Origin of the sequence: Rahnella sp. CFA14(1/10) (assembly GCF_004195095.1) — a bacterium.
GTDB lineage: Bacteria > Pseudomonadota > Gammaproteobacteria > Enterobacterales > Enterobacteriaceae > Rahnella > Rahnella perminowiae.
This window is the reverse complement of record NZ_SEWS01000002.1, coordinates 40,113-64,246: the sequence shown is the minus strand read 5'-3', so window position 1 is coordinate 64,246 and position 24,134 is coordinate 40,113. Positions and strand designations below refer to the sequence as shown.

Sequence of the window (24,134 nt, the reverse complement as noted above, 5' to 3'; positions counted from 1 at the left end):
GTGGTTATGACAGAAAGATTCAGAAATTTAAGTGGAGGTAAACGGGAAATTCCGGGCGCATTACTGTGCCCTTTTATGATAAACCGGTGAAAGTCATCTTAAAGATAAATATATTGTTCATAAAAAGCTCTCCCTGATGATAATTGACCGTATCAGGTATTTTGCGGTGCTTAATAAGTGATTCATCAAATCACACGCAGGCCACACAACCCCTATAAAAACAGAGAGTTGCAAAAGCTCCTATCCGGCGTGAAATTTATCTGACTATTAAAATCTTCCGGCAGGCGTTATATTTCTGCCGGTTTGTGATCCGGCCTGTGAGGCCGGGAATATTCAAAAATACCTGAACATCATTTATATATGAAGAAATTTATAACACCGGAGGTTATATGTATTTACTGGGCTACCATGGCACAAGTGCCGCTTCTGCTTTGCAATTAGTAAAATATGGCCCCAGGGAAAGCCATGCCTACGCTGCTTTAGGTTCAGGGTTATATGTCGCAAGAGATGATGATTTTTTAGTGGGTTATTTTTCACGAGCCGCCGAGTCACGTGATATGTTCAATCCCGCGCATCATGGAAAAAAAGCTGTCGGTATTAATCCTTTCAAAGGCCCCACTATTTTGAAAGTATTTTCGCGTGTACCTTTATTCCAGCTGAAGGAATGCCGCTGGGATATTATGGAGTACAGTCAGTGTAAGTTCCATTGCCGCGATAATTTAAATGACTTACAAGGCATGGCTAATAATCTGCAAATGGTTATTCCCCCGCAATATTTCCGATTCCTGCGTATAGTTCAGCATGTAAAAACAACGGCCAGAAGTGAACGTCCGGTCTCCTGGCCGGTTAATGAGTCTCCGTTAAGCAATAGCCGGGATAAGGCGTTGCCCCTTAAGAGACGTCACTCTTTTTAACACGCGTTAAACGGCGCACCAGATCCATTTCGGCGCGCCGGAACGGAATACCGTATTCGTCGAGTACGTCGTGAAACCATAAATGAGCGTAATCGTGATTGCCCTTGCGTACCGAAGGCCAGGGCAGTGTCGTCTGGGTTTTACCGCGCACTAATCCCCATTGATAACACCCGGCATTCAACGCGCTGAACAGGGGAAGTTGCTCCTCGAATACGCTGCCGACATGGCGCGCCAGCCACTCGGTACATAATATCGGGCGGCCAAATTTCTGCCAGAAACGCAATGCCTGTAAAAGTTTTGGTGTTGCGACATACGCATGAAAACTGATGACATCAGAAAGCCCGGCCGCCGCAACGTCAACCGGATGCGTGAAAAACTCGCTTTCGGGCTGATCCAAATCCTGTGAGACATGCCATGCACCCACGGTCAGCGGCTGAACCGGATCCTCCCCGCGCGCCCAGACAAACACCTTTTGCATCAGTTCGAGAGCAAATACTTCCAGTTTTTCGTCATACAACACTTCTTCCAGTCCGGTAGCGAACGTGCCACGGTTTCCCGGCTCGTTGTACAAATCCCAAATGGCAACGCGGTCATCGGTGCGGAAATGACGGATGATGTCACGCACATAGCGTTCCACTTCCGGCCACATCTCGCGGTTGCAGACCACATCACGCCCCGGACTGGCGGCCGCCTGACTGTTGTGTTTACCCGGTTCCGGCGCCTTTTGCGGCCCAAGAAACGGCTCGTCACCGGAAAATCCGCAATCGTCCAACAGCGTGAGCATGACCCTGATTTCATGACGACTGGCAATACTGAGAAACTGATCGATGCGCGACAGCAAACCGTCGCGATCGGCCTGCCAGACGATGAACGGCAGGTTGATGCGCAACTGGTTATAACCCGCCTCCTGCGCCCAGGCGAGTTCCTGATCAATGGTCAGTGCATCAAAGGTTTCACGCTGCCACAGTTCCGTCCAGTTCACCGCCGTGCGCGGCAGATAATTAAATCCGCAAATCCAGCCCTGTTGTTCACTCCACACTGCCGCCTCTTCCCTGCTCCATTGCGCTTTCATTTATCGCTCCTGATATAAAATGCATTAACGTCTATAAAGAGCCATTTTTTATTCCCTCTTAACCACAACGGCAAATTGCATGTCTAGGTTATTCAATTGAGATCACACTCTTTTTACGTAATTTGCAGAGCCGGCAGGCAAATTTAAGCATTCTGAAAGCGTGTAAAAGGCAAAATACGGCGACGTGATGCCCCGCAGGGGGAGGCGGGAATACCCGGTTTGGGTATTCCCGTGACGGGTCAGTCCAGATCTGCGCCGTTACTGGCAATCACTTTCTTATACCACCAGAATGATTTCTTTCTCTTTCTTTCCAGCGTGCCATTCCCGGCATCGTCGCGGTCGACATAAACGAAGCCGTAGCGCTTGCTCATTTCACCGGTCGAGGCGGACACCAGATCGATACAGCCCCATGACGTATAACCGATCAACGGAACGCCGTCGGTGATCGCCTCCCCCATGGCGCGGATATGTTCACGCAGGTAGCTGATGCGGTAATCGTCATTGATTTCACCCTGCGCGTTGATTTCATCTTTCGCGCCGAGGCCATTTTCGACCAGGAATAATGGCTTCTGGTAACGGTCGTACATCATATTCATGGTGATGCGCAGACCAAGCGGATCAATACCCCAGCCCCATTCGCTGGCTTCGATGTACGGGTTTTTGAGTGATTTAACAATATTCGCCGCGCTGCTGTTGTTGTCGTTCATATCTGCCGACGCACAGCGTGAGGCGTAGTAGCTAAAGGATACGAAATCGACGGTGTTTTTCAGGATGTCATCGTCGCCCGGCGCGGTCACCACGTTCACGCCCTTCTCTGCAAACACGCGCCGGGTATAAGACGGATATTCACCCCGTGCCTGAACATCAATGAAAAACAGGTTCTCCCGGTCCTTTTGCAGGGCCGCCCACACGTCAGCCGGTTTGCAGGTTTGCGGATAGAAGTTCCCCCCCGCCAGCATACAGCCGACCTGATTATCAGGATTCACTTCATGGGCAATTTTTGTCGCTAAAGCACTTGCCACCAGCTCATGGTGCGCCGCCTGATATTTCACCTGTTCCTGATTTTCACCCTCTTCAAAGACCAAACCGGCACCGGAGAACGGGCTGTGCAGCAGGATATTGATCTCGTTAAAGGTCAGCCAGTATTTCACCAGCCCGTCGAACGCTTCAAAGCAAGTTCGGGCATAGCGGGCAAAAAATTCCACCATTTTACGGTTGCGCCACGAGCCGTATTCGATCACCAGATGCATCGGCACATCAAAATGGCATAACGTTACCAGCGGCTCAATGCCATACTTTTTGCACTCCGCAAACACATTCCGGTAAAACGCGATACCTTCTGCATTCGGGGTCAGCTCATCACCTTTCGGATAAAGACGGCTCCAGGCAATCGAAGTGCGAAATACGGTAAAACCCATTTCTGCCATCAGCGCGATGTCTTCTTTGTATCGATGGTAGAAGTCAATCGCCTGATGCGCCGGATAAAATTCACCGGCCCTGAGGGAGAAACGTTTTTCCTGACCGGTTTTGACTGCCAGACGCTGCGCGCCATGCGGGATCATATCTACCGTCGTCAGTCCCTTACCCCCTTCAAAACTGCCACCCTCGGCCTGGTTTGCGGCAATTGCGCCGCCCCATAAAAAGCCCTCAGGAAATGCTGATGCTGCCATGTGAAATCCTCTTCTTTAATGTGATTTTGCCGCGCCTGATGAAACTGCAAAGGCAACGGAAGCCGGGGTATCTGCCGGTTTTATGTCTTTCGGTGCCACCGTGTCGACAGGAATGTCTTCAAATCCGAGCAGCAGCGTGGTGAAGAAGGAAATCACCACGGCGAGGACCATCACGCCCGCCACCCAGACAATGCTCATCGGATTCGACGGGTCGAAGAACTGCACACTGGTAAACAGCCCCGGCGATGCCATCGAATGGCTGGCGAGTCCGCCTAATCCCGCCACACCCCCGCAGATAAATCCGCTGATTAAGCAGGCGATCAGCGGACGTTTGAGGCGCAGCGCCACACCATACAATGCAGGTTCGGAAATCCCGGCGACAATGGCTGAAGCCGCCGCGGCCAGCGCCGTCTGACGCAGTTCCGGATTTTTGGTACGCCATGCGACCGCCAGTGAAGAACCCCCCAGGGACAGGTTTGCGCCGATTTCGGATGGCATGACCATGCCTTCTTTACCGGTTTCAGCGATGGTCTGAATAATGGTTGGCGTAAACACACGGTGCATGCCGGTCATCACCAGCAGCGGCCAGGCCGCCCCCATAATAGCGACTGACAGCCAGCCCAGATAACTGTGTACGGTATACACCGCCGCAGAAATCCCGGTGCCAATCCAGATGCCCAGCGGGCCGATCAGCATGATGGCAACGGGGGCTGCGATCAGCATAATCAGCATAGGTTTCAGGAAGTTTTTAGTGACGACCGGCGTGATACGGTCCACCCATTTTTCAATGTAAGACAGCAGCCAGGTCATGCACAGCGCCGGAATAACGGTGTAGGTGTATTTCACCGCCGTGACTGAAATGCCGATAAATTCGACTTTCTGCCCCTGCGCCGCTTTCGCCATTAAATCGATAAATGCAGGATGGACAAGGACACCGGCAATCGCAATCGCCAGCGACATATTGGTTTTGAACTTCACCGCCGCTGATGCCGCCACCATAACCGGCAGGAAGAAGAATGCGCCGTCGCCAATGGTGTTGAGGATGACGAGCGTTGAAGCGCCCTTACCTAACACACCGGTCATATCCAGGATCATCGCCAGCAATTTCACCATGGAGCCACCGATAATGGCCGGGATCAGCGGTGACATAGTGCCGATCAGCGCATCCAGGATGCCGGAGCCGATGCGTTTGAGGGTGATTTTGTTTTTTACCGGCGCGTCATTGTTACCGGCAGAAAACCCTTCCGGCAGCAATTTCAGCACTTCAGCGTACGCCTGGGAAACGTTGTTACCGATGATCACCTGACACTGTTTTTCGTTGCGCACCACGCCCATCACGCCGCTAATGGCTTTCAGTGTCGCGGCATCAACGGCCGATTCGTCATTCAGTACGAAACGTAGCCGCGTCATGCAGTGCGTCACTGCCGCCACGTTCTGTGGGCCGCCGATGGCATCAACAATCGACTGTGATATTGCTGCAAAATTTTTAGACATGAGTAACAACTCTCTCGGATTCATAGGGTTATGAATGTTTTTCAGAAGCACTGACTTCTGTGAAACCGCTTTTTATGAAACATGGTGGTTTTGGTGAAACAATAGGTAACCGGTTTCACACGAGAATGTGCAGTTCCTTGCGAGACTTCAATAAAAAATTGCAACGTCGTTTTATTTTTGTGATGGTGATCTCTCACTATCGTTCTGTTATGCCAAAAACATCGCAAAACCGCTGAAATGTGTAGAATGGCGGCTCATTTTTATCTTTCAGGAAACCCTGATGTCGACAATGCAGGAAGTGGCAACCAAAGCGGGCGTTTCCAAAGCCACCGTTTCCCGTGTGCTTTCCGGTAAAGGTTATGTAAGCCAGGAAACCAAAGATCAGGTCTTTAAAGCCATCGAGGAAGCGGGATACCGGCCGAATTTACTGGCGCGCAACCTGGCGACCAGCAAATCGATGTGCATCGGTCTGGTGGTGACCAACACGCTGTATAACGGCAACTATTTCAGTGAGCTAATTTCTCAGGCGGCCAAAAAACTCGACGCCAACGGACGTCAGCTGATCCTGGTTGATGGCAAACACAGCGCCGAAGAAGAACGCGAAGCCATTCAGTTTCTGCATGATTTACGCTGTGACGGCATCATTATTTATCCGCGTTTTTTATCCGTGGATGAAATGGATGAACTGATCGACAAATATAATAAGCCGGTGATGGTCGTTAACCGTAAACTGCGCAAACATCAGAGCCATTGTATTTATTGCGACCACAAAGGATCCGGTTTTAAGGCCACGCAGGCGCTGATTGAACGTGGCCACCATCATATTGCGTTTATCACCGGCTCCCTGGATTCCCCGACAGCCATTGAACGTCTTTCCGGTTATAAAGAAGCGCTCGCAGCAGCCGGACTGCCGGTCAAGGAATCGCTGATTGTGCAGGGGAAATGGTCTGCGGCCAGCGGTGCTGCCGCCGTCGAAACCCTGCTGACGAGCGGCGAACCGTTCAGCGCTATTCTGGCCAGTAATGATGAAATGGCGATTGGCGCGATGAAAAAACTCAACGAAGCCGGTATTTCGGTACCTTCACAGGTTTCGGTGATCGGGTTTGATAATATTCCCACCGCACCATTTCTTATTCCCGCATTGTCGAGCGTGAAAGACCCGGTCAGCGATATGGTCAGTGAAGTCATTAATCAGATTATTTCTATGCTCGACGGCGGCTATTTATCTGAACAGAATAAATTCGGGTCAGAGCTTATTCTGCGGGAGTCGGTGATTGACGGGCCTTATCTAAACCGAGCTGACGTGGTAGACTCAAACTATTAAAGACGCCTCTACAAGTTGTTTATCAATTTGACGCTCATCGTTATCTCGAACTTGAAGGAAATTATTGCGAAGGCGCGTTGTGGTACGTCGACATAACAAAAAATATACGGACTGAAGTGGTCCATCGTGACAACCCAATATTTCGGATTTCATTTGCGGTGTGATCCGGATTGGGGTTTATCGGCAAAATGAAGCCGAAACCGCAAATAAAACCTGAGTGCTTTTAAGCGCCAAAGACGAAGCCGCACCCTGTTGCGGCTTTTTTATTGAAATTTTAACAGTATGTAAAACATGAACATTCTGTGCCTTTTTATTAAAGCCTTAATCTGTGCTGCCGATAACTTCCCTGTTATTTAAAACTCCAATAACAAATTTCACTTAAGACCGTTATTTTTGCTAAATATTCTTAAATTTAAGTAGGTTAGAAGCAAAATTTGGCGAAGTGAGAATTTTCTTATGCTAACGTTTCACAAGCACACCACAGCAAAAATGCGTCGGGAACAGGCGCACTATTTAGCCGGACTCTGATTTGGACGGACCCCGTGCAGAGACGGCCAGCTATCAGGCAAATAATATGAGTGAAGATTCTGATGTACTTTATCGATTGCTGGTTCAGCGCGTAGAAGACTACGCTATTTACATGCTGACGCCCGATGGCCATATTGCGAACTGGAATGCCGGTGCGCAGCGGGCAAAAGGTTATACGCCAGAAGAAGTTGTCGGTAAGCATTTTTCCTGTTTTTACACCGAAGAAGACCGACAAAACGGATGGCCACAACGCGGGCTGGAAACAGCACGTTCCACCGGCCGTTACGAATCCGAAGGCTGGCGACAGCGCAAAGACGGCACGCGCTTCTGGGCGCACATCATTATTGAAGCCTTGCGCGAAGCCGGGGAGATCATCGGATTTGCCAAAATCACCCGTGATATCACGGAGCGTCGCGAAACGGAACAGGCACTGTTACAGGCCAAAGAACTGGCCGAATCCAACAGCGAACAACTGTCGTCTTTATCACAGTTCCTTAATACCGTGATCGCGAATATCCCCTCCTCGGTGATTGTCGAGAATGCTGTCTCACGTGAAATTCTGCTGGTCAACCGCCAGGCAGAGCGTCTGCTGGGGATCCCCCGCGATAAAATGCTCGGCAAGCGCCCGCAGGATTGTATGGGTGTCGGGCTGAGCACTTTTATTAATAAACAGTCGGATGAATGTCTGCGTGCAGAAGGCGTACACCGCAGCGAGCAGCAATTGCTGACCGCCATTGGCGACCGGACATTGCAGACCACCAGTTCAGTGATCCGCGGGCACGATCCGCAGACCAGTTACGTTATGATGATTGCCGATGACGTGACAGATCAACAGGCCGCGCATGCCCGTATTCATCACATGGCGCATCATGATAATCTGACCAGCCTGCCGAACCGTATCCTGTTCAGCCAGCGCCTCAACGAGGCGTTGCAGCGCGACAGCTATACGCAAAGCCATACTGCCACACTGTGCCTGGATCTCGATAATTTCAAGAATGTGAATGACGCGCTTGGCCATCAGATTGGTGATGAGCTGCTGCGTGCAATTGCCAAACGTCTGCGCATGACGCTGCGCGATGACGACACACTGGCGCGCATCGGCGGTGATGAATTTGCCGTGGTGCTGCCGGGGCTGAAAGACATTTCCGCCGCACATCAGATTTCCAAACGTCTGATTGAATCGGTACGTCCTCCGGTGATCATCGACGGCCATTCACTGACCGTCGGCCTGAGCATCGGTATTGCGCTCGCCGGTTCGGCGCAAAGCACCCCGGATCAACTGCTGCGTCGTGCGGATATGGCATTATATGAAGCCAAACGTAACGGCCGTAACCGTTACGAAGATTTCCGCCTTGAGATGGATGCCGCCGCGCGCAAACGCCGTGTGGTGGAAATGGATTTACGCGACGCCATTACCTGTAATCAGTTACGTCTTTACTACCAGCCGATTACTGATGCCCGTCACGATGCGGTGATAGGTTACGAGGCGCTGATGCGCTGGCATCACCCGGAAAACGGGCTGATCATGCCGGTCGATTTCATTCCGATTGCCGAAGAAACAGGGCTGATCCACAGTCTGGGTTCCTTTGCCTTGCACGAAGCCTGCCGCGAAGCCGCCACCTGGAAAGACAATCAGACGATTGCCGTTAACCTTTCGCCAGTACAGTTCAAAAACAGCGGCCTGGTGTCGGTGGTGGAATCAGCTCTGGAAGCCTCGGGTCTGGATCCGTCACGTCTGGAAGTAGAAATCACGGAATCGGTACTGCTCGACAATACGCTTGGTAATATCAGCACATTGAGAAAACTCAAATCGCTGGGTGTACGGATTGCGCTGGACGATTTCGGCACCGGTTATTCATCGCTGAGTTATCTGCGGTCATTCCCGTTCGACAAAATCAAAATTGACCGGTCATTCATTAACGACATGCATGACAGCCGCGAAGCCCTGGCGATCATCCGTGCCATTACCGGCATGAGCCGCAGCCTTGATATTCAGACCACGGCAGAAGGTGTGGAAACTGATGAGCAGTTCCGGCGTCTGAAAGAAGAAGGTTGTACGTTGTTCCAGGGATATTTCTTCGGACGACCTCAACCCTCAGAGTTACGACTGACCGGGTTTGCACCCCTCTGATGATAGTTATTAGACACGGGTTTTGTCGGGAGTGATCGGGGGAACAGCGGTATATAAACCTGTTATTTCTGACGATAACCTCAAACAAAGACCGTGGGTTGCCACCCACACTGGCCCTAAGAGGCGCCTGTCGCCGCGCCTCTTAGGAATCTCCGGCTCTTTCACTGCGCGCTCCGCTCGCTGGCTATGTTTCAGGTATCTCAGCGACAGGCTGGAAATCTTGCCGCTGCGCGGTTCCTTCACCCGGTCCTGGAGCCTCTGGTCTCCAGGCCGCTCCATTCAGCAAGATTTCTGAATCGCCCGCACGATCTTAAATTCAAAGGCGGATTATTTTGGGTTTTGCCCTGCACGCTCCCTGCGAAAACCTGACCAGTAGTCACAAACTGGCAGACGAAACCACTGCCCGCATCCTCTCCGGCCTGCGAATTATTCCTTAATACCCCGCCCGACCCTTTCCTTCTTTGGTGAAGCAACGATATAGCGAACCATTAGCTAAGTTATTCCGCTTATTTGATCGACTTCTCATACCGATAAATCACGCACCATTACGATCCGTTAACATTATTTTAACGCACTACACTTGTGCATATCAGATAAATATCAATGTCTTATAAACCATAAATCGATCCTCTCTCTAAAGCGGGTGATTTTTTATACATTTGAAATTAAAAACAAATTCTCTGTTTTGCAAAACTTTCTCATGAACCATTACAAAATTGGTTCGGAAAATGCAAAGGACTGACTAACGATTTAATTCCCAGCGGGAAACTGAAATATGACAACACACTCCGGGGCGCAATCTCCTTCTAACGGCACCTCGAATTCAGCACTTGAACAGCTGCGACAGCTGATACAACAGCATCCGGATCAGACTCAACCGCTGCCGGCAGAACGCGATCTGATGCAGATGTTTGATGTCGGCCGCCGGGAAATCCGCCGGGCGCTGGATGTGCTGGAAGAGGAAGGCCGGGTGTGGCGCAAGCAGGGGAAAGGTACGTTTATCGGACCGAATGGCCCTGCCCGGCCGCTGAGTCTGCAGGCGTTGCCGAAACAATCTAATTTGCAGGAAGTGATGGAAGCCCGTCTGCAAATTGAACCGGGGCTGGCGAAATATGCCGCCCTGCGTGCCACGCCGGAACAGATCCAGCTTATGCGCCGTTTACTGGACAAGGTGAAAACGATGTCACGCGGCGACCCGGATCAGATTGAGCTTTGGGACAGCGCCTTTCACCGCGCCATCGCCGATGCCGCCGGTAACCGGTTGTTGCTCGGTCTGTTCGATGCCGTCGACGCCATACGTCGGGATCCGAGCTGGCTGGCGGTGCGCAACGCGGCGCGTAATCAGGAGCGCCTGAACCGTTACGACGATCACCACGAACGCATCGTAGAACACATTGCCGCACGCCAGCCGAAAGAGGCCGCAAAAGTGATGCGCGAGCATCTACTGGCGCTGCAACAGGCATTTCTTTCCACCCTGCATGATGAGGAGGATTTTACTGATGACTGACCCGGCAGGCCACGTCACACCACTGTTACACATCAGCAACCTGCGTGTGCAGTTTTCCGGTTCACCGGCCACCGTACTCGACGACATTTCCTTACAGCTTGAAGCCGGAGAAACACTGGCTCTGGTGGGCGAGTCCGGTTGCGGTAAAAGCGTCACTTCGCTGGCACTGATGGGATTATTGCCCGCCGGCGCAAAAGTATTGCAGGGGGATATCCGCCTGAATAACACCTCCCTCACCGGTCTGTCGGAGCGTCAGTATGCTGACCTGCGCGGTCAGGAGCTGGCAATGATTTTTCAGGAACCGATGACTTCGCTCAATCCGGCGCTGACACTCGGCGATCAACTGGCCGAAGCGGTGATGCGTCATCAGGGCGCCGGCAAGAAACCGGCTCGTGAACAGGCCCTGGAAATGCTCAAAAAAGTGCAGATCCCGGCCCCGGAACTGCGGATGGATGCCTATCCGCACCAGCTTTCCGGCGGCATGCGTCAGCGTGTGATGATTGCCATGGCACTGGTCAACCGTCCGCAACTGCTGATTGCCGATGAACCTACTACCGCGCTGGACGTCACCATTCAGGCGCAGATCCTCGCCCTGCTCAACCGTATTCAGCAGGAAACCGGCAGCGCGTTATTGCTGATTACACACGACCTGGGCGTGGTGGCAGAAGTCGCCGACAGCGTGGCGGTGATGTACGCCGGGCAGATTGTCGAGCAGGGTCAGGTAGCCGATATTTTCAATAATCCTCAGCACCCTTACACCATCGGACTGATGGGGTCGATGCCATCGCTGGCCTCACGTCAGGGTGCACTTTCCACCATCCCCGGTGCCGTGCCGTTACCCAAAGACATGCCGCAGGGATGCCGTTTTTCAACGCGCTGCCCGTTTGCCGCCGAACGCTGCCACCGGGAGCGCCCGCCGTTGCGCGCCCTGAATCAGTCGCCGCATCACGTCGCCTGTTTCTTCGCACCGCTGGAAAACCATTTCACGTTGTCCGCCGAAGGGGCCTGCGCATGAGCCTCGCCCCCCGCCCCATTCTGGAAGCCGCCGGACTGAGCAAAGTCTTTAAAGGCCCGTCATCATTATTCAGCACACCGAAAATCGTGCAGGCAGTCGATCGTGTGTCCTTACGCGTCTGGCACGGCGAAACGCTGGCGATTGTCGGCGAATCCGGCTCAGGAAAATCGACACTGGGCCGGCTGTTGTTGCAACTGCTCAGCGCCTCTGACGGTGACGTATTCTACGAAGGCGAAAACCTGAAACAGTTTTCCGCTGACCAGATGAAAAAACTGCGCCGCGACCTGCAAATCATCTTTCAGGATCCGTTTGCCTCACTCAACCCGCGCATGACCGTGGAAGAGATCGTTGGCGAGCCGCTGTGGCTGCACAACATTGTCAGGGGTAAAGCGGACAGGCAGGCGAAAGTACGTGAACTGCTGACCACCGTCGGCCTGCCATCCGCTTTCAGTAACCGCTATCCCCATGAGTTTTCCGGCGGCCAGCGCCAGCGCATCGGTATCGCCCGCGCGCTGGCGTCCTCGCCGAAACTGCTGCTGGGAGATGAACCGGTGTCGGCGCTCGATGTGTCGGTGCAGGCGCAGGTGGTCAATCTGCTGGAAAGCCTGAAACAACAGTTCGGGCTGACGATGATTATCGTCGCACACGGTCTGGCTGTGATCCGCCATATGAGCGACCGCGTAGCGGTGATGTACCTCGGGCAAATCGTCGAACTGGCCAGCACCGATGACATTTTTGATCAGCCGCTGCATCCGTATACCCAGGCGCTGATCGCGTCCGCGCCGTTGCTCACGCCCGGCGTTAAACGGCCGGTGCCGGTGCTGCAGGGCGACATGCCCAATCCGGCCAATATGCCTTCCGGCTGCCGTTTCCATACCCGTTGCGCCTATGCCACCGATGCATGTCGGCAGGTGGAGCCGCAACTTGAAACCGTCAGTGACAACCGCATGGTGGCCTGCCACCGCTGGAGCGAACTGCAACGGGATCGCACCTCGGTGCTGATTCCGTCGCCGTCCGCTGCATTTACCTTACGGCGTGCGCTGTTTGAACAGGCAAGCCAGTCCCGGCTTTCACTTTCCACCCCAACATCAACCCAGGGAACCCGACCATGAGATATGCACCCCGCTTAACTGCCTGCATTCCGGCCTTAATGTTGCTGACGTCTGCGGGCCTTGCCCACGCAGAAAGCACCCTGCGCGTCGGCCTTGGCAGCGATCCTGACATGCTGGATCCGGCCACGGCGCGCACCTATTACGGACGTTTCGTGTTCAGCGCCATGTGTGAGCGTCTGGTGGATGTCGATCAACACCTTAAAATCGTGCCGGGCCTGGCGAAAGACTGGTCATACAGCGAGGACGGCAAAACGCTGACCATGAATTTGCGCGAAGGCGTGACCTTCCATGATGGCGAGAAATTTGATGCACAGTCGGTGAAATACAACATCGAACGCTACCTGACGCTGCCGGGTTCCCTGCGTAAAAGTGAGTTGTCATCTGTTGAATCCGTCGACGTCACCGCGCCGTACACCGTGGTTTTCCACCTGAAAACGGCAGACGCCGCGCTGCTGATGCAACTGACCGACCGCGCGGGCACCATTCTGGCCCCTGCGGCCACTGCCAAAGGCAACGTGGCGGCGCACCCGGTCTGTTCCGGTCCGTATGAATTTGTCAGCCGCGTTCAGCAGGACCGCATTGTGCTCAAACGCTTTGATAACTACTGGAACAAAGGCGCGTATCACTTTGATAAAGTGGTGTTTCTGCCGATTCCGGATGCGTCCGTACGCTTAGCCAACCTGCGTGCAGGCGATCTGGATATTACCGAAGGCATTGCTGCCAGCGACACCGCAACTGTCAAAGCCGACAGCAATTTGCAACTGGCGAGCACCACCGGCCTCGGGTACATGGGGCTGACGATCAATATCGCCAACGGCACCGCCAACACCAATACGCCGCTGGCGAAAGATGCCCGCGTGCGTCAGGCATTGTCGCTGGCGATTGACCGCGACGCACTGAACCAGGTGGTCTTCCAGGGGCAATACACCCCGGCGAATCAGGCCTTCTCACCTGCCAGCCCGTATCACGCTGACATTGCGGTGCCCAAACGCGATATCGAAAAAGCCAAAGCGCTGCTGGCACAAGCCGGTGTAAAAACCCCACTGACTATCGATTTCCTGGTCGCCAACAACCCGACGTCACAGCAGGTTGCGCAGGTACTTCAGGCGATGGTCAGCGAAGCGGGCATTAACCTGAATCTGCAAATGACGGAGTACGCCACGCTGCTTGATCGCCAGCAACGCGGTGAATTCAAAATGAGCATGTCCGGCTGGTCAGGACGTCCGGATCCTGATGGCAATATTTTCTCATTCATCCATACCCAAGGCGGCCTGAACGACGGCAAATACAGTAATCCGCAGGTCGATCAGTGGTTACAGGAAGCGCGTCTGACCAGCGATGTGGAAAAACGTAAGGCACTGTACAAACAGGTGGTTGAGCAGGAAAACATCGACGACCCGCTGTTATACCTGTACTTCGAACCGCGTATTTTCGGCATGAGCAAAAAAGTCAGCGGTTTTGTGCCTTACGCCGACGGCCTGATCCGGTTACGGGGTCTGACACTGAACAAATAATTGACTGGGGATAGACGATGTTAGAACTGGTGATGAAACGGCTGATTTCAGCCATACCGACACTGTTTCTGGTTACGCTGATGGTGTTCTCGTTGCAGAAATTACTGCCCGGCGACCCGATCACTGCGATGGCCGGTGAGGAGCGGGATCCGGCAGTGATTGCGCAGTTACGCGAGCAATATCATCTTAATGACCCGATCCCCAGCCAGTATTTCCACTGGGTCGGCAACGCGCTGCGCGGCGATTTCGGCACCTCGCTGCGCACGCAGGAACCGGTATTACAACTGATCGCCAGCAAACTGCCGGTCACGCTGGAACTGTCGCTGCTGGCAATGATCGTGGCGCTGATTATCGGCATCACCATGGGCGTGCTCGCGGCAGTTCATAAAGGCACATGGATAGATAACGGTACCAATTTTCTGGCGCTGTCGGGGATTTCGATCCCTCATTTCTGGCTGGGTGTGCTGCTGATTATGCTGTTCTCGGTGAAACTGCACTGGCTTCCGGCGTCCGGTTACGTGCCGTTCTCAGAAGATCCGCTGCAAAACCTGAAAACCATGCTGCTGCCTGCGGCGGTGCTCGGTACCGGGCTTTCTGCCACCCTGATGCGCCACACCCGTGCGGCGATGATTGCGGTGCTGAAAGCCGATTACATCCGCACTGCCCGTGCCAAAGGCCTGCTGCCGAAAAAGGTGATCATGAAACACGCGCTGCGCAATGCGCTGGTGCCGGTCATCACGCTCACCACGCTGCTGTTCGGCGAACTGCTGGGCGGCGCGGTGCTCAGCGAGCAGGTTTTCACTATTCCGGGCTTTGGCAAAATGATCGTTGATTCGGTGTTCAATCGCGATTACGCCGTGGTTCAGGGCGTGGTGATGGTGGTCGCGGTCGGTTTTCTGCTGATGAATCTGCTGGCCGACGTGCTGTACGTGCTGGTCAACCCCCGCATGCGGAGAGCCTGAGATGAGCGTTTCTGTGATTTCCGTGACAACGTCACTCCCTGCCCGTGAACCGAACCGCGTGCTGCGCAAATTCCTGCGCAACAAAAGCGCGGTGACTGGCGCGGTGCTGGTCGCAATGTTCGCGATTATGGCGTTGCTCGCCCCGTGGATTTCGCCGTTTGACCCGATCAAAGCGGATTTTATGGCCGTGCGTAAAGCCCCCTCCGCTCTGCACTGGCTGGGCACCGATGAACTGGGGCGTGACATTTTATCGCGCCTGTTCTGGGGAGCCCGCACCTCGCTGATGGCCGGTTGTGTGTCGGTGATTATCGCGATTGTGATCGGCGTTCCGCTGGGGCTTATCGCCGGTTTCTGGCAGGGCTGGCTGGACAGCATTATTTCCCGTGTGGTTGAAGCGTTGCTGTCGTGTCCGTTTCTGGTGCTGGCGATTGCGCTGGGGGCATTTCTCGGCCCGAGCCTTGGCAATGCGATGATCGCCATCGGGCTTTCTGCCATGCCGATTTTCGCCCGCCTGACCCGAGCGCAGGTAATGAGTATCCGCAACGAAGAATATATTGAAGGGGCGCGGGCAATCGGCCTGCCCGACCGCTGGATCCTCTGGCGCTATGTGCTGCCGAATGTGTTATCGCCGATCCTGGTGCAGGCGACGCTGGCGATTGCTTCGGCGATCATCACCGAAGCCAGCCTGTCGTTCCTCGGCCTCGGCCAGCAACCGCCGGACGCCTCGTGGGGGGCGATGCTCAACACGGCGCGCAGCTTCCTTGAGCAGTCGCCATGGATGTCGATTTTCCCCGGTCTGGCAATTTTCCTCACTGTACAGGGTTTCAATTTGCTGGGTGACGGGCTGCGTGATGCGCTCGACCCGCGTTCCGAATAAACCGCTTGCTGCTTTTTTAAGGAAGAATACATGTCTGAGAATTACGATTTTAACGTGGCTTATCCGACCCTGCGTCCGACCATGATGGGCGACAATGCGGTCTGCGCATCACAGCCGCTGGCCGCCCAGGCGGGCATGAAAATGCTGATGCTGGGCGGAAACGCCGCCGACGCGGCCATCGCCACCGCCATCGCACTCACCGTACTCGAACCCAGCGGCAACGGCGCAGGCAGCGACGCATTCGCGATCGTCTGGGACGGCAAAAAAGCCCACGGACTTAATGCATCAGGCCGTTCACCGGCAGCGTGGACGCCGGAATATTTCGCCGCCAAAGGGTTCGACGCCATACCGACCTATGGCTGGGATGCGGTCACCGTACCGGGCGCCGTCTCCGGCTGGGTGGCACTGGCAAAACGCTTCGGCACCCTGCCGCTGTCCACACTGGCACAACCGGCGATTGATTATGCCCGCAACGGTTTTCCGGTATCGCCGCTGATTGGTCGCCTGTGGGAGATCGCGGTGAAAAAACTGCATAACCAGCCAGGCTTTATGGAATGTTTCGCCCCAGACGGACGTGCGCCAAAAATCGGGGAAATCTTCCGTAATCCGGCACTGGCCGACTCGCTGGAACTGATCGCTAACACCGAAGGTGAAGCGTTTTATCGCGGTGAACTGGCCGGAAAAATGGTAGCGCACTGTCAGGCTAACGGCGGTGCGATGACGCTGGACGATCTGGCGAACCACCAGGCCGACTGGGTAGAAACCCTGCAGCAATCCTTTGCGGGTGGCTCGGTTCATGAACTGCCGCCGAACGGTCAGGGCATCGCCACGCTGATTGCACTGGGCATTCTCGACAAGCTGAATGTCGGCAGCCAGCCGGTGGATTCAGTGGAAACCACGCATCTGTGCATTGAAGCGATGAAACTGGCACTGGCAGATCTGGATCAGCATGTCACCGACAGCGACCATATGTTCTTCGATCCGCAACTGTTCCTGAACGATGATTATCTGGCAGAACGGGCAAAACTGATTGACCGCACAAAAGCCAGTGACGTGACCTACGGCGCGCCGCGTCCGGGTGGCACCGTATATCTGACCGCCGCGGATGCCAGCGGCATGATGGTGTCTTTCATTCAGTCAAATTACATGGGCTTTGGTTCCGGCATTGTGGTGCCGGGCACCGGCATCAGCCTGCAAAACCGTGGTTGCGGTTTCACCCTCGACCCGACCCACGCCAACTGCGTCGCGCCGGACAAACGCACATTGCATACTATTATTCCGGCCTTCGCACAGGACGCTGCGGGAAAACCGCTGATGTCGTTCGGCCTGATGGGCGGCCCGATGCAGGCGCAGGGGCATCTGCAACTGGCGCTGCGCGTGATGCTGTATAAACAAAATCCGCAGGCGGCTATTGATGCGCCGCGCTGGCGCATCAACGGCGGCCGCCAGGTGGCGATTGAATCAACGTTTAACCACAATACGCTGGCGACACTGCGCGCTATGGGCCATGAACTGATCGTTGAAGACCCGCTCGGCGGCCATTCATTTGGCGGCGCGCAGGTGATTGTCACTAATCCGGCAGGCGGTTATCTGGCTGGCACCGAATCCCGTAAAGACGGACAAGCACTGGTGATGTAGGTCTGGTTTCACTCTGCACCGCAAGTCGGTTTTGCCTTGCTCCTCCCCCAAAGCGAAGGGGGAGGGAGTTACCGCCATCTTTGTGACTTCCCTTCCAGATATTGGCTAAATCATTGTAATTCGATCCCATCGCTATAAATATTTGAAACAGCGTTCTATAAATGAATGGGTGAGTACTTTACCCTTTCATATGGAGAACGAATGTATGACCAGCCCACTGTTTCATGGCGTGATCCCCCCTGTCGCAACGATCCTCAATGAGAATGAGCAGCTTGACCGACCGGGGATGGCGCGTCTGATTGATTTTGCTATTGAAGGCGGCGTAAACGGCCTGTTTTTCCTCGGCAGCGCGGGAGAATTCGCGCATATGTCTCAGGCGCTGCGTCATGAAGTGGCGGAGTTTTGCACGGAACATGTCGGCGGGCGCGTACCGGTATTGATTGGCGCGGCGCATCCGGGCACGGCAGAAACGCTGGCGTTCGCACAGCACGCGAAAAGCGTCGGTGCCGACGGCGTCGTGGTGGTGAATCCCTACTACAACCCGGTAACCGAAGATGCGCTGTATCTGCATTACCGCACGATTGCTGAAGGCGCCGGTTTGCCGGTGATCATGTACAACTATCCGGGACTGACCGGTCAGCCGCTGCCTGTCAGCCTGATCACACGTCTGGCACTGGAGTGTCCGAACATTGCCGGCCTGAAGGACACCGTTGACAGCCTGAACCATATCCGCGAAACGATTCAGGCCGTGAAACCCCATCGCCCTGATTTCGCCGTATTCTCCGGTTATGACGAATATCTTTTTGGCACGCTGATACTGGGCGGCGACGGTGCTATTCCCGCCAGCGCCAATTTTGCCCCGCAACTCACCTGCGGGATTTACCGCGCCTGTAAAGAGAAAGATTTCGCCACCGCCGTGGAACTGCAACAGCGGTTATCTTTCCTGCCGCCGCTTTATACACTGGATACGCCGATCTATAACGTCATCAAATACGCCATCTCTCAGGTCATCAGTGAAATACCGGTGTATTCACTCAAACCGGCTCTGCCGCTGAGCAATGAGAAGCAAAAGGTTGTCCGTGAGATTTTGCAGAAAGCGGGTGTGTTGAACTGACCGCATTGGCTGCAAAACCTTCTCCCGTCATTTCTCTTCACCGGGAGAAGGAATCTAAATCGAAATCATTACTATTCCGCTTTAATATTCGTTACTCTATTCCTATGATTTATCGAGCCGAATGACTTTCATAGCGTAATGATACAAACACTCCTCGACAGTTTCCGCGAAACGCCGGTCAGCTGGGTGGCAGAAACGTTCAAACCCATGTCGCCTCTGGTGACCAATGCGGTGCCTGTGTTGCGACTGACCACCGCAGAAGGCTGCGCCAGCGTGCTTAAACGTTATCTGGACGCCAATGCGGCCGATGCCGCGCAGTGCGATAAGCGCCGGGCGCGGATTTCAATGTGGTCGCAATGGTATTTTGCCACCCTGTTGCCAGCCTGGGTGATTGTCTCCCTGCGTCACGGCTGGCAGTTACCTATCGCCGCCGACAATGTCTACCTGTGCATGCAGGAAGAAGGATTACCGGCACAGATTTATCTCGACGGTGAAGGTGAAGCCCTGATATCCGCAGAACCGATGGCGCGCTTTGATGTGATGATCGAGCAGCAATTGCGCCCCGTTTGCGAAGCGCTGGCGGAATTCTCCGGCCTGAAACCGGGGATTTACTGGAGCAATGCGGCAATCCGTGTCGGCTGGGGCGTTAAGCAGGCAGAGCTGGTCGGTGCGGATATCTCAGACGGCATGCGCCTGATGGAATCGCGCGAGCTGCGTTATGGCGGTAAAAATCCGTTATTTCAGCCACTGCGTGCTGAAGATCCTTCTGATCCTGACAGTCCGCAGTACCGTAAACAGTGCTGCCTGCGCTACGATCTGGAAGACCACGCCATGTGCCCTTCCTGCCCGTTATTGCTAGCAGAACGCAAATCCGGCAAAAGACGCAAAACCGTTGCCGGTTAAATCAAACACTTACAAACGCTGACTAAGCTTAGCGTAAAAAATGATTGGATCTTAGCGGCAGATAATTATAAGAATTGGGTTATATAGACCAACGAGGTATTTATCATGACTATGAAAAAACCTGAGAGCTGGCCCTCGGCTCTTAACTCGCTGGCCTCAGAGGTGATGGTTTCTCTGGCGCAACCCGTTAACCGCGTATGGAACACGTTAACCGGCAGGCAGCAGCCGCTCAGAGCAAGGATTGTTCATCGTTATGCTATTCCGTCTACCCGGACCATCAGCGTAACGGAAGGATTCTTCGGTTTTATTCCGGTTGAATCCTATGAAAACGAACGTTTTATTCTGGAAGTCGCTTACGCTGACAAACAGTATCAGGTAGAAGTCCCGCGGGCTTACTATCAGAAAAGTAATATCGGCGACGGCATCGATATCCACACGCTGTAACCGCAACGTGTTTAAACAGGCTGCTCCTTTCGAGGCGCAGCCTTTTTTTATGCCAAAAACCTGTCTGACCCCGCAGTTCCCGCTTTAATTTTGTTCAATACATGAAAATTATTGACATAATAATCACCGGAATTTAGAAAATTATTTACATCCTATTCTTATAACAAAGTTCTTTTGCTGAAGAGGTTAATGATGACCCGCACCGGACAGATTTCCCCAGCCACCGCCAGTCAGTCACGCCGCGCCCTCGTCGCCGGTTCGGTCGGTAATTTTATCGAATGGTATGAATTTGGCGTTTACGGTTATCTGGCGACCCTGATTGCCGGTAACTTTTTCACCCTGGAAGGCCAGACCGGCATGACCGGTTTACTGCTCACTTATGCGTCGTTCGCGCTGGCGTTTTTCTGCCGCCCGATTGGTGCGATCATCTTCGGGCGTATCGGTGACCGCATCGGCCGTAAACCGACACTGATTGCCGTCGTTCTGCTGATGACGCTGGCCACCGCGATCATTGGTCTGCTGCCGACTTACGCGCAGATTGGCGTGGCCGCCCCGTTATTACTGACCCTGATGCGTATGTTCCAGGGCCTGTTTGCCGGCGGTGAATTCGGCGGAGCGGTCTCCCTGATGACCGAATTCGCGCCGAAAGGTAAACGCGGTATTTATGGCGCGTGGCAGTCGTTTACCGTGTCGCTGGGTCTGCTGACCGGCGTGGCGCTGGTGGCATTGCTGGTCCAGACCCTTCCTGAAGCACAAATGAAAGACTGGGGGTGGCGGATTCCGTTCCTGCTGGCCCTGCCGATGGGGCTGGTGGCGCTGTACCTGCGCCTGAAGCTTGATGAAACGCCGAACTTTGTCGCCAGTCAGAAAGACGAACCTGAAGTACAAAAAACGGCAGCCGGAAAAGCGTCGGCTGTCGCTACTGCCAAAGCCATCGCACTGGGAATTGGCCGCATGATGGGATGGTCGGCGGGCGGTTATACCTTCCTGGTGGTCATGCCGTCATATTTGCAAACTTCCCTGCACGCCACTTTTTTACAGGCGCTGGTCGCCACCGTGCTGGCGAATGTCGGTTTCGCGCTGGCCATCCTGCCTTCCGGCTGGCTGAGCGATAAAATCGGCCGTAAAAAGGTCATGATGATTGCCGTCTTCGCCGTGATTGTGCTGAGTTTCCCGCTGCTGCATTTGCTGCAAAACCCGCAAAGCAGCCTGCTGGTGAAAGGTATTGCAGTGCTGATTGCCGGCGCAACAATAGGAATGATTGCCGGTCCCGGCCCGGCGATGCTGGCAGAAATGTTCCCGACCCGCGTGCGTTATACCGGTCTGGGATTATCCTATTCCCTGTCGAATGCCGTGTTTTCAGGCTGTGCCGGGCTGATTATTACCGGTCTTATCAAAGAAACCGGCAATCTGGATATTCCGGCCTATTACGTAGTCGCTACCTGTCTGGTCAGCCTGTTTGCACTGATGACGTTGCGCAAGGATGATCATTTGCGTGATCTGGATGAATAAGCGATGAACGACACGCATTTGCAGTCGCGTCTGAACGCATTACAGGGCAGCTTCTCGCCGGCGGAAAAGCGGATCATCACTCTTATCCGCCTTGATCCGCCGGGTGTGGCCAACATGGGCGTGACAGAACTGGCGAAATACGCCGAAACCAGCACTGCCACGGTGGTGCGCACCAGCAAACGGCTGGGTTTTAGCGGCTATCCGGCGCTGCGTCTGGCATTAGCCGCAGAATCATCCAGCCCGATGCCCGCCGGAATGCCGCTGGCGGCGGATATCAGCGACAATGATCCGCCCAAACAGATACTGCAAAAACTGCTGGAGTTCGAGGTCAAAGGCGCGACCGAAACCACGCAACTCCTCAGCGCAGCCACGCTGGAGCAGGCAGTCAGCCTGCTTGCACAGGCGCACCGGATTGATATTTACGGTGCCGGTGCCTCGGCACTGGTGGCGCAGGATTTTTGTCAGAAATTGCGACGCATCGGCGTTGTCGCCCAGACTTTTGGCAGCAGTGATGAAAGTCTGGTCAGCGCCTGTCAGTTAACAGCTGCGGATGTTGCGCTGGCGATTTCCCACTCCGGTCAGACAGCGGATGTGATTGAAGCCCTTGCGCAGGCAAAAGCGGCAGGCGCGAAAACGCTTGCCATTACCGCTAACGGCCGGGCTGCCCTCGCCCGTAAAGCAGATGTCGTGCTGCGAACCAGCAATCGTGAAATGGGTTTTCGCGCAGCGGCGATGGCGAGCCGTACCAGCCAGCTGCTGATCATCGACTGCCTGTTTATCGGTGTCGCCCAGCGCCTTCCGGGTGCGCGCGACGCCTTGCGTAAAACCCATGATGCCGTACGCAGGCGACGCCGCTGATATTCTTACGTTCTCCGGCACGCCTTCTATACTTCATAAAACACCGGAGTTTATGAGGGCATGCATGTTCACCCATCGTTTGGTCTTTCCTGCCAGCGTACTGCGCGGGCGCGGCGCCATAAAACATCTGGGCGCGATGTGCGGGCGCTTAGGCCAGCGGGCAATGTTAGTGGGCGGCAAACGCGCCATTGCCAGTGTCGAAGCGAAAGTCGCGGATCAGCTTGAACAGCAGATGGTCAGTTATCTCGGCAGTGAAATCTTCAACGGCGTGTGTTGTCAGGAAGAAATCAACCGTCTGGCGGACGTTTTCCGTACACAGGGCGTGGAGGTGATTATCGCCACCGGCGGCGGCAAAGCTCTGGATACCGCTAAAGCGGCAGGCGTGGCGTGCAATATTCCGGTTGTAACCCTGCCGGGCATTGCGGGCACCTGTTCGGCGGTGACCTCGCTGGCGTTCCGTTATCATCAGAATGGGGAATTCCGCGACATGATGCCCTTGTCCAGTGGCCCCGCAGCGGTAGTGATCGATGCGGATTTGCTGGCAACCTCACCGCTGCAATGGCTCTCGGCAGGTATCGGCGATACGCTGGCAAAATGGTATGAATACCGCGCCATCAGCGATCTCAGCCAGCTGACCGGCCTGGCGGGCGTCGCCAGAACCCACAGTGAATTGTGTTATACCCTCATCAGGCATTTCGCCGCCGGCGCCTGTTTCGCGGTGCAGGACGGTAAAGCCAATAACGCGCTCGAACAGGTGCTCGATGCTATTTTCCTCTACGCCGGTCTGACCTCAGTCATGAGTAACGGCGCTCACACCGGTGCTTCTCATGCACTCTACGAAGGCTTCACCGCCTGTCCGAAAACCCGCCATATTCCTCATGGTTTGCTGGTCGGTTACGGTAACCTGTGCCTGCTGGCACTGGAAAACCGCAGCGACGATGAACTGCTGGCCGCTCTCGCGCTGGCCCGCGCCAGTGCCATACCGACGCAGTTAGCGCATATCGCCACAGGGCTGACAGAGCAGGATCTGGCCGTGATTATCGACCGCAGCCTCACCACACCGGATATGGCGAACATGCCAGGTGATATTACATTTGAAGATGTCAGAGGTGCGGTAGAAAGAGTGGAGAGACTCGGGGCAAAAATTAATTGATGTGAGAACGCACATCAGAACGTTTTTGAAAGATAAATGGTGAAAGTTTCGGTTTCTCAATTGCCGTGATCACTTATCGGGTTGCGCCGAAACCGCCCAAAGGAGGAAAGTGCTTTTCCTCCTTTGGATTCCTCCTCGCTTTTTCAACAAGCGCTCCGCTCGCTGGCTATGTTTCAGGTATCGCAGCGACAGGCTGGAAATCTTGCCGCTTCGCGGTGCCTTCATTTCGGGATTGCAGCCTAGGGTCTGCAACCTCTCATTCAGCAAGCTTTCTGAAACGCCCGCACGATTTTAAAGTCAAAACCAATCCGCTTTGCATATCAAAATCAGTAAGGTTGCGACGTAGAAGCCTGAGGCCGGTTCCAAAATACCGCCGGACGAGAGGTGGAAAA

Annotated in this window: 19 protein-coding genes; 16 read left to right on the top strand and 3 right to left on the bottom strand. The window is 54.4% G+C overall.

Going from position 1 to position 24,134, the window contains the following annotated elements; all coding sequences use genetic code 11:
- Positions 1-389 precede the first annotated feature (389 nt).
- Entirely contained in the window at positions 390-914 is a 525-nt protein-coding gene (locus EVX52_RS04000) for a hypothetical protein (RefSeq protein ID WP_129951416.1), read from the top strand.
- Here EVX52_RS04000 and EVX52_RS03995 read toward each other — a convergent pair.
- The 3 genes from EVX52_RS03995 to ascF all read right to left on the bottom strand — a co-directional run bounded on the left by EVX52_RS03995 (position 892) and on the right by ascF (position 5,150).
- The gene (locus EVX52_RS03995) at positions 892-1,986 is read right to left on the bottom strand and encodes a cellulase family glycosylhydrolase (protein WP_129990642.1); all 1,095 of its coding nucleotides are present in this window, start codon (positions 1,984-1,986) and stop codon (positions 892-894) included. The two genes, EVX52_RS04000 and EVX52_RS03995, sit on opposite strands and share 23 nt — an antisense overlap.
- A gap of 239 nt (positions 1,987-2,225) precedes the next feature.
- Positions 2,226-3,656, bottom strand: coding sequence for a 6-phospho-beta-glucosidase (locus EVX52_RS03990; protein ID WP_129990641.1), 1,431 nt, complete (start codon positions 3,654-3,656; stop codon positions 2,226-2,228).
- Between the two features lie 15 nt (positions 3,657-3,671).
- A complete protein-coding gene (ascF, locus tag EVX52_RS03985; RefSeq protein ID WP_129990640.1) occupies positions 3,672-5,150 on the bottom strand; it encodes a PTS cellobiose/arbutin/salicin transporter subunit IIBC in 1,479 nt (492 codons plus the stop codon).
- A 280-nt stretch (positions 5,151-5,430) separates the two neighbouring features.
- Between ascF and EVX52_RS03980 the strand changes: the two genes are divergently transcribed.
- From EVX52_RS03980 to EVX52_RS03910, 15 genes are all read left to right on the top strand, one after another.
- Entirely contained in the window at positions 5,431-6,474 is a 1,044-nt protein-coding gene (locus EVX52_RS03980; protein WP_129990639.1) for a LacI family DNA-binding transcriptional regulator, read from the top strand.
- A 574-nt stretch (positions 6,475-7,048) separates the two neighbouring features.
- Positions 7,049-9,133, top strand: coding sequence for a bifunctional diguanylate cyclase/phosphodiesterase (locus tag EVX52_RS03975; protein ID WP_129951422.1), 2,085 nt, complete (start codon positions 7,049-7,051; stop codon positions 9,131-9,133).
- A gap of 775 nt (positions 9,134-9,908) precedes the next feature.
- Positions 9,909-10,640: a FadR/GntR family transcriptional regulator gene (locus tag EVX52_RS03970; RefSeq protein WP_047612502.1), complete on the top strand. Its 732-nt coding sequence runs from the start codon at positions 9,909-9,911 to the stop codon at positions 10,638-10,640.
- Complete coding sequence (locus EVX52_RS03965; RefSeq protein WP_370278313.1) at positions 10,630-11,655, top strand: ABC transporter ATP-binding protein; 1,026 nt, start codon at positions 10,630-10,632, stop codon at positions 11,653-11,655. Before EVX52_RS03970 ends, EVX52_RS03965 begins: the two co-directional genes overlap by 11 nt.
- Complete coding sequence (locus EVX52_RS03960) at positions 11,652-12,767, top strand: ABC transporter ATP-binding protein (protein WP_129990637.1); 1,116 nt, start codon at positions 11,652-11,654, stop codon at positions 12,765-12,767. Before EVX52_RS03965 ends, EVX52_RS03960 begins: the two co-directional genes overlap by 4 nt.
- Positions 12,764-14,281: an ABC transporter substrate-binding protein gene (locus EVX52_RS03955; protein ID WP_129990636.1), complete on the top strand. Its 1,518-nt coding sequence runs from the start codon at positions 12,764-12,766 to the stop codon at positions 14,279-14,281. The genes EVX52_RS03960 and EVX52_RS03955 overlap by 4 nt, the downstream gene beginning before the upstream one ends.
- Before the next feature lie 17 nt (positions 14,282-14,298).
- Positions 14,299-15,243, top strand: a complete 945-nt coding sequence (locus EVX52_RS03950; protein ID WP_129990635.1) for an ABC transporter permease — start codon at positions 14,299-14,301, stop codon at positions 15,241-15,243.
- Position 15,244: 1 nt separating this feature from the next.
- On the top strand, positions 15,245-16,120 hold the full coding sequence (locus EVX52_RS03945) for an ABC transporter permease (protein WP_129951427.1): 876 nt from the start codon (positions 15,245-15,247) through the stop codon (positions 16,118-16,120).
- A 30-nt stretch (positions 16,121-16,150) separates the two neighbouring features.
- The gene (locus EVX52_RS03940; RefSeq protein ID WP_129990634.1) at positions 16,151-17,758 is read left to right on the top strand and encodes a gamma-glutamyltransferase family protein; all 1,608 of its coding nucleotides are present in this window, start codon (positions 16,151-16,153) and stop codon (positions 17,756-17,758) included.
- Positions 17,759-17,963: 205 nt separating this feature from the next.
- The gene (locus EVX52_RS03935; RefSeq protein WP_129951429.1) at positions 17,964-18,872 is read left to right on the top strand and encodes a dihydrodipicolinate synthase family protein; all 909 of its coding nucleotides are present in this window, start codon (positions 17,964-17,966) and stop codon (positions 18,870-18,872) included.
- 138 nt (positions 18,873-19,010) lie between these two features.
- A complete protein-coding gene (gene fhuF, locus EVX52_RS03930; RefSeq protein WP_129990633.1) occupies positions 19,011-19,775 on the top strand; it encodes a siderophore-iron reductase FhuF in 765 nt (254 codons plus the stop codon).
- A gap of 105 nt (positions 19,776-19,880) precedes the next feature.
- Entirely contained in the window at positions 19,881-20,219 is a 339-nt protein-coding gene (locus EVX52_RS03925; protein ID WP_129951431.1) for a hypothetical protein, read from the top strand.
- A 192-nt stretch (positions 20,220-20,411) separates the two neighbouring features.
- Positions 20,412-21,731 carry an MFS transporter gene (locus EVX52_RS03920; RefSeq protein WP_129952119.1) on the top strand — a complete coding sequence of 440 codons (1,320 nt, stop codon included), beginning with the start codon at positions 20,412-20,414 and terminating at the stop codon, positions 21,729-21,731.
- Between the two features lie 3 nt (positions 21,732-21,734).
- Positions 21,735-22,589: a MurR/RpiR family transcriptional regulator gene (locus tag EVX52_RS03915; protein WP_129951432.1), complete on the top strand. Its 855-nt coding sequence runs from the start codon at positions 21,735-21,737 to the stop codon at positions 22,587-22,589.
- Between the two features lie 64 nt (positions 22,590-22,653).
- Positions 22,654-23,742: an iron-containing alcohol dehydrogenase family protein gene (locus EVX52_RS03910; RefSeq protein WP_129951433.1), complete on the top strand. Its 1,089-nt coding sequence runs from the start codon at positions 22,654-22,656 to the stop codon at positions 23,740-23,742.
- Positions 23,743-24,134: the final 392 nt, after the last annotated feature.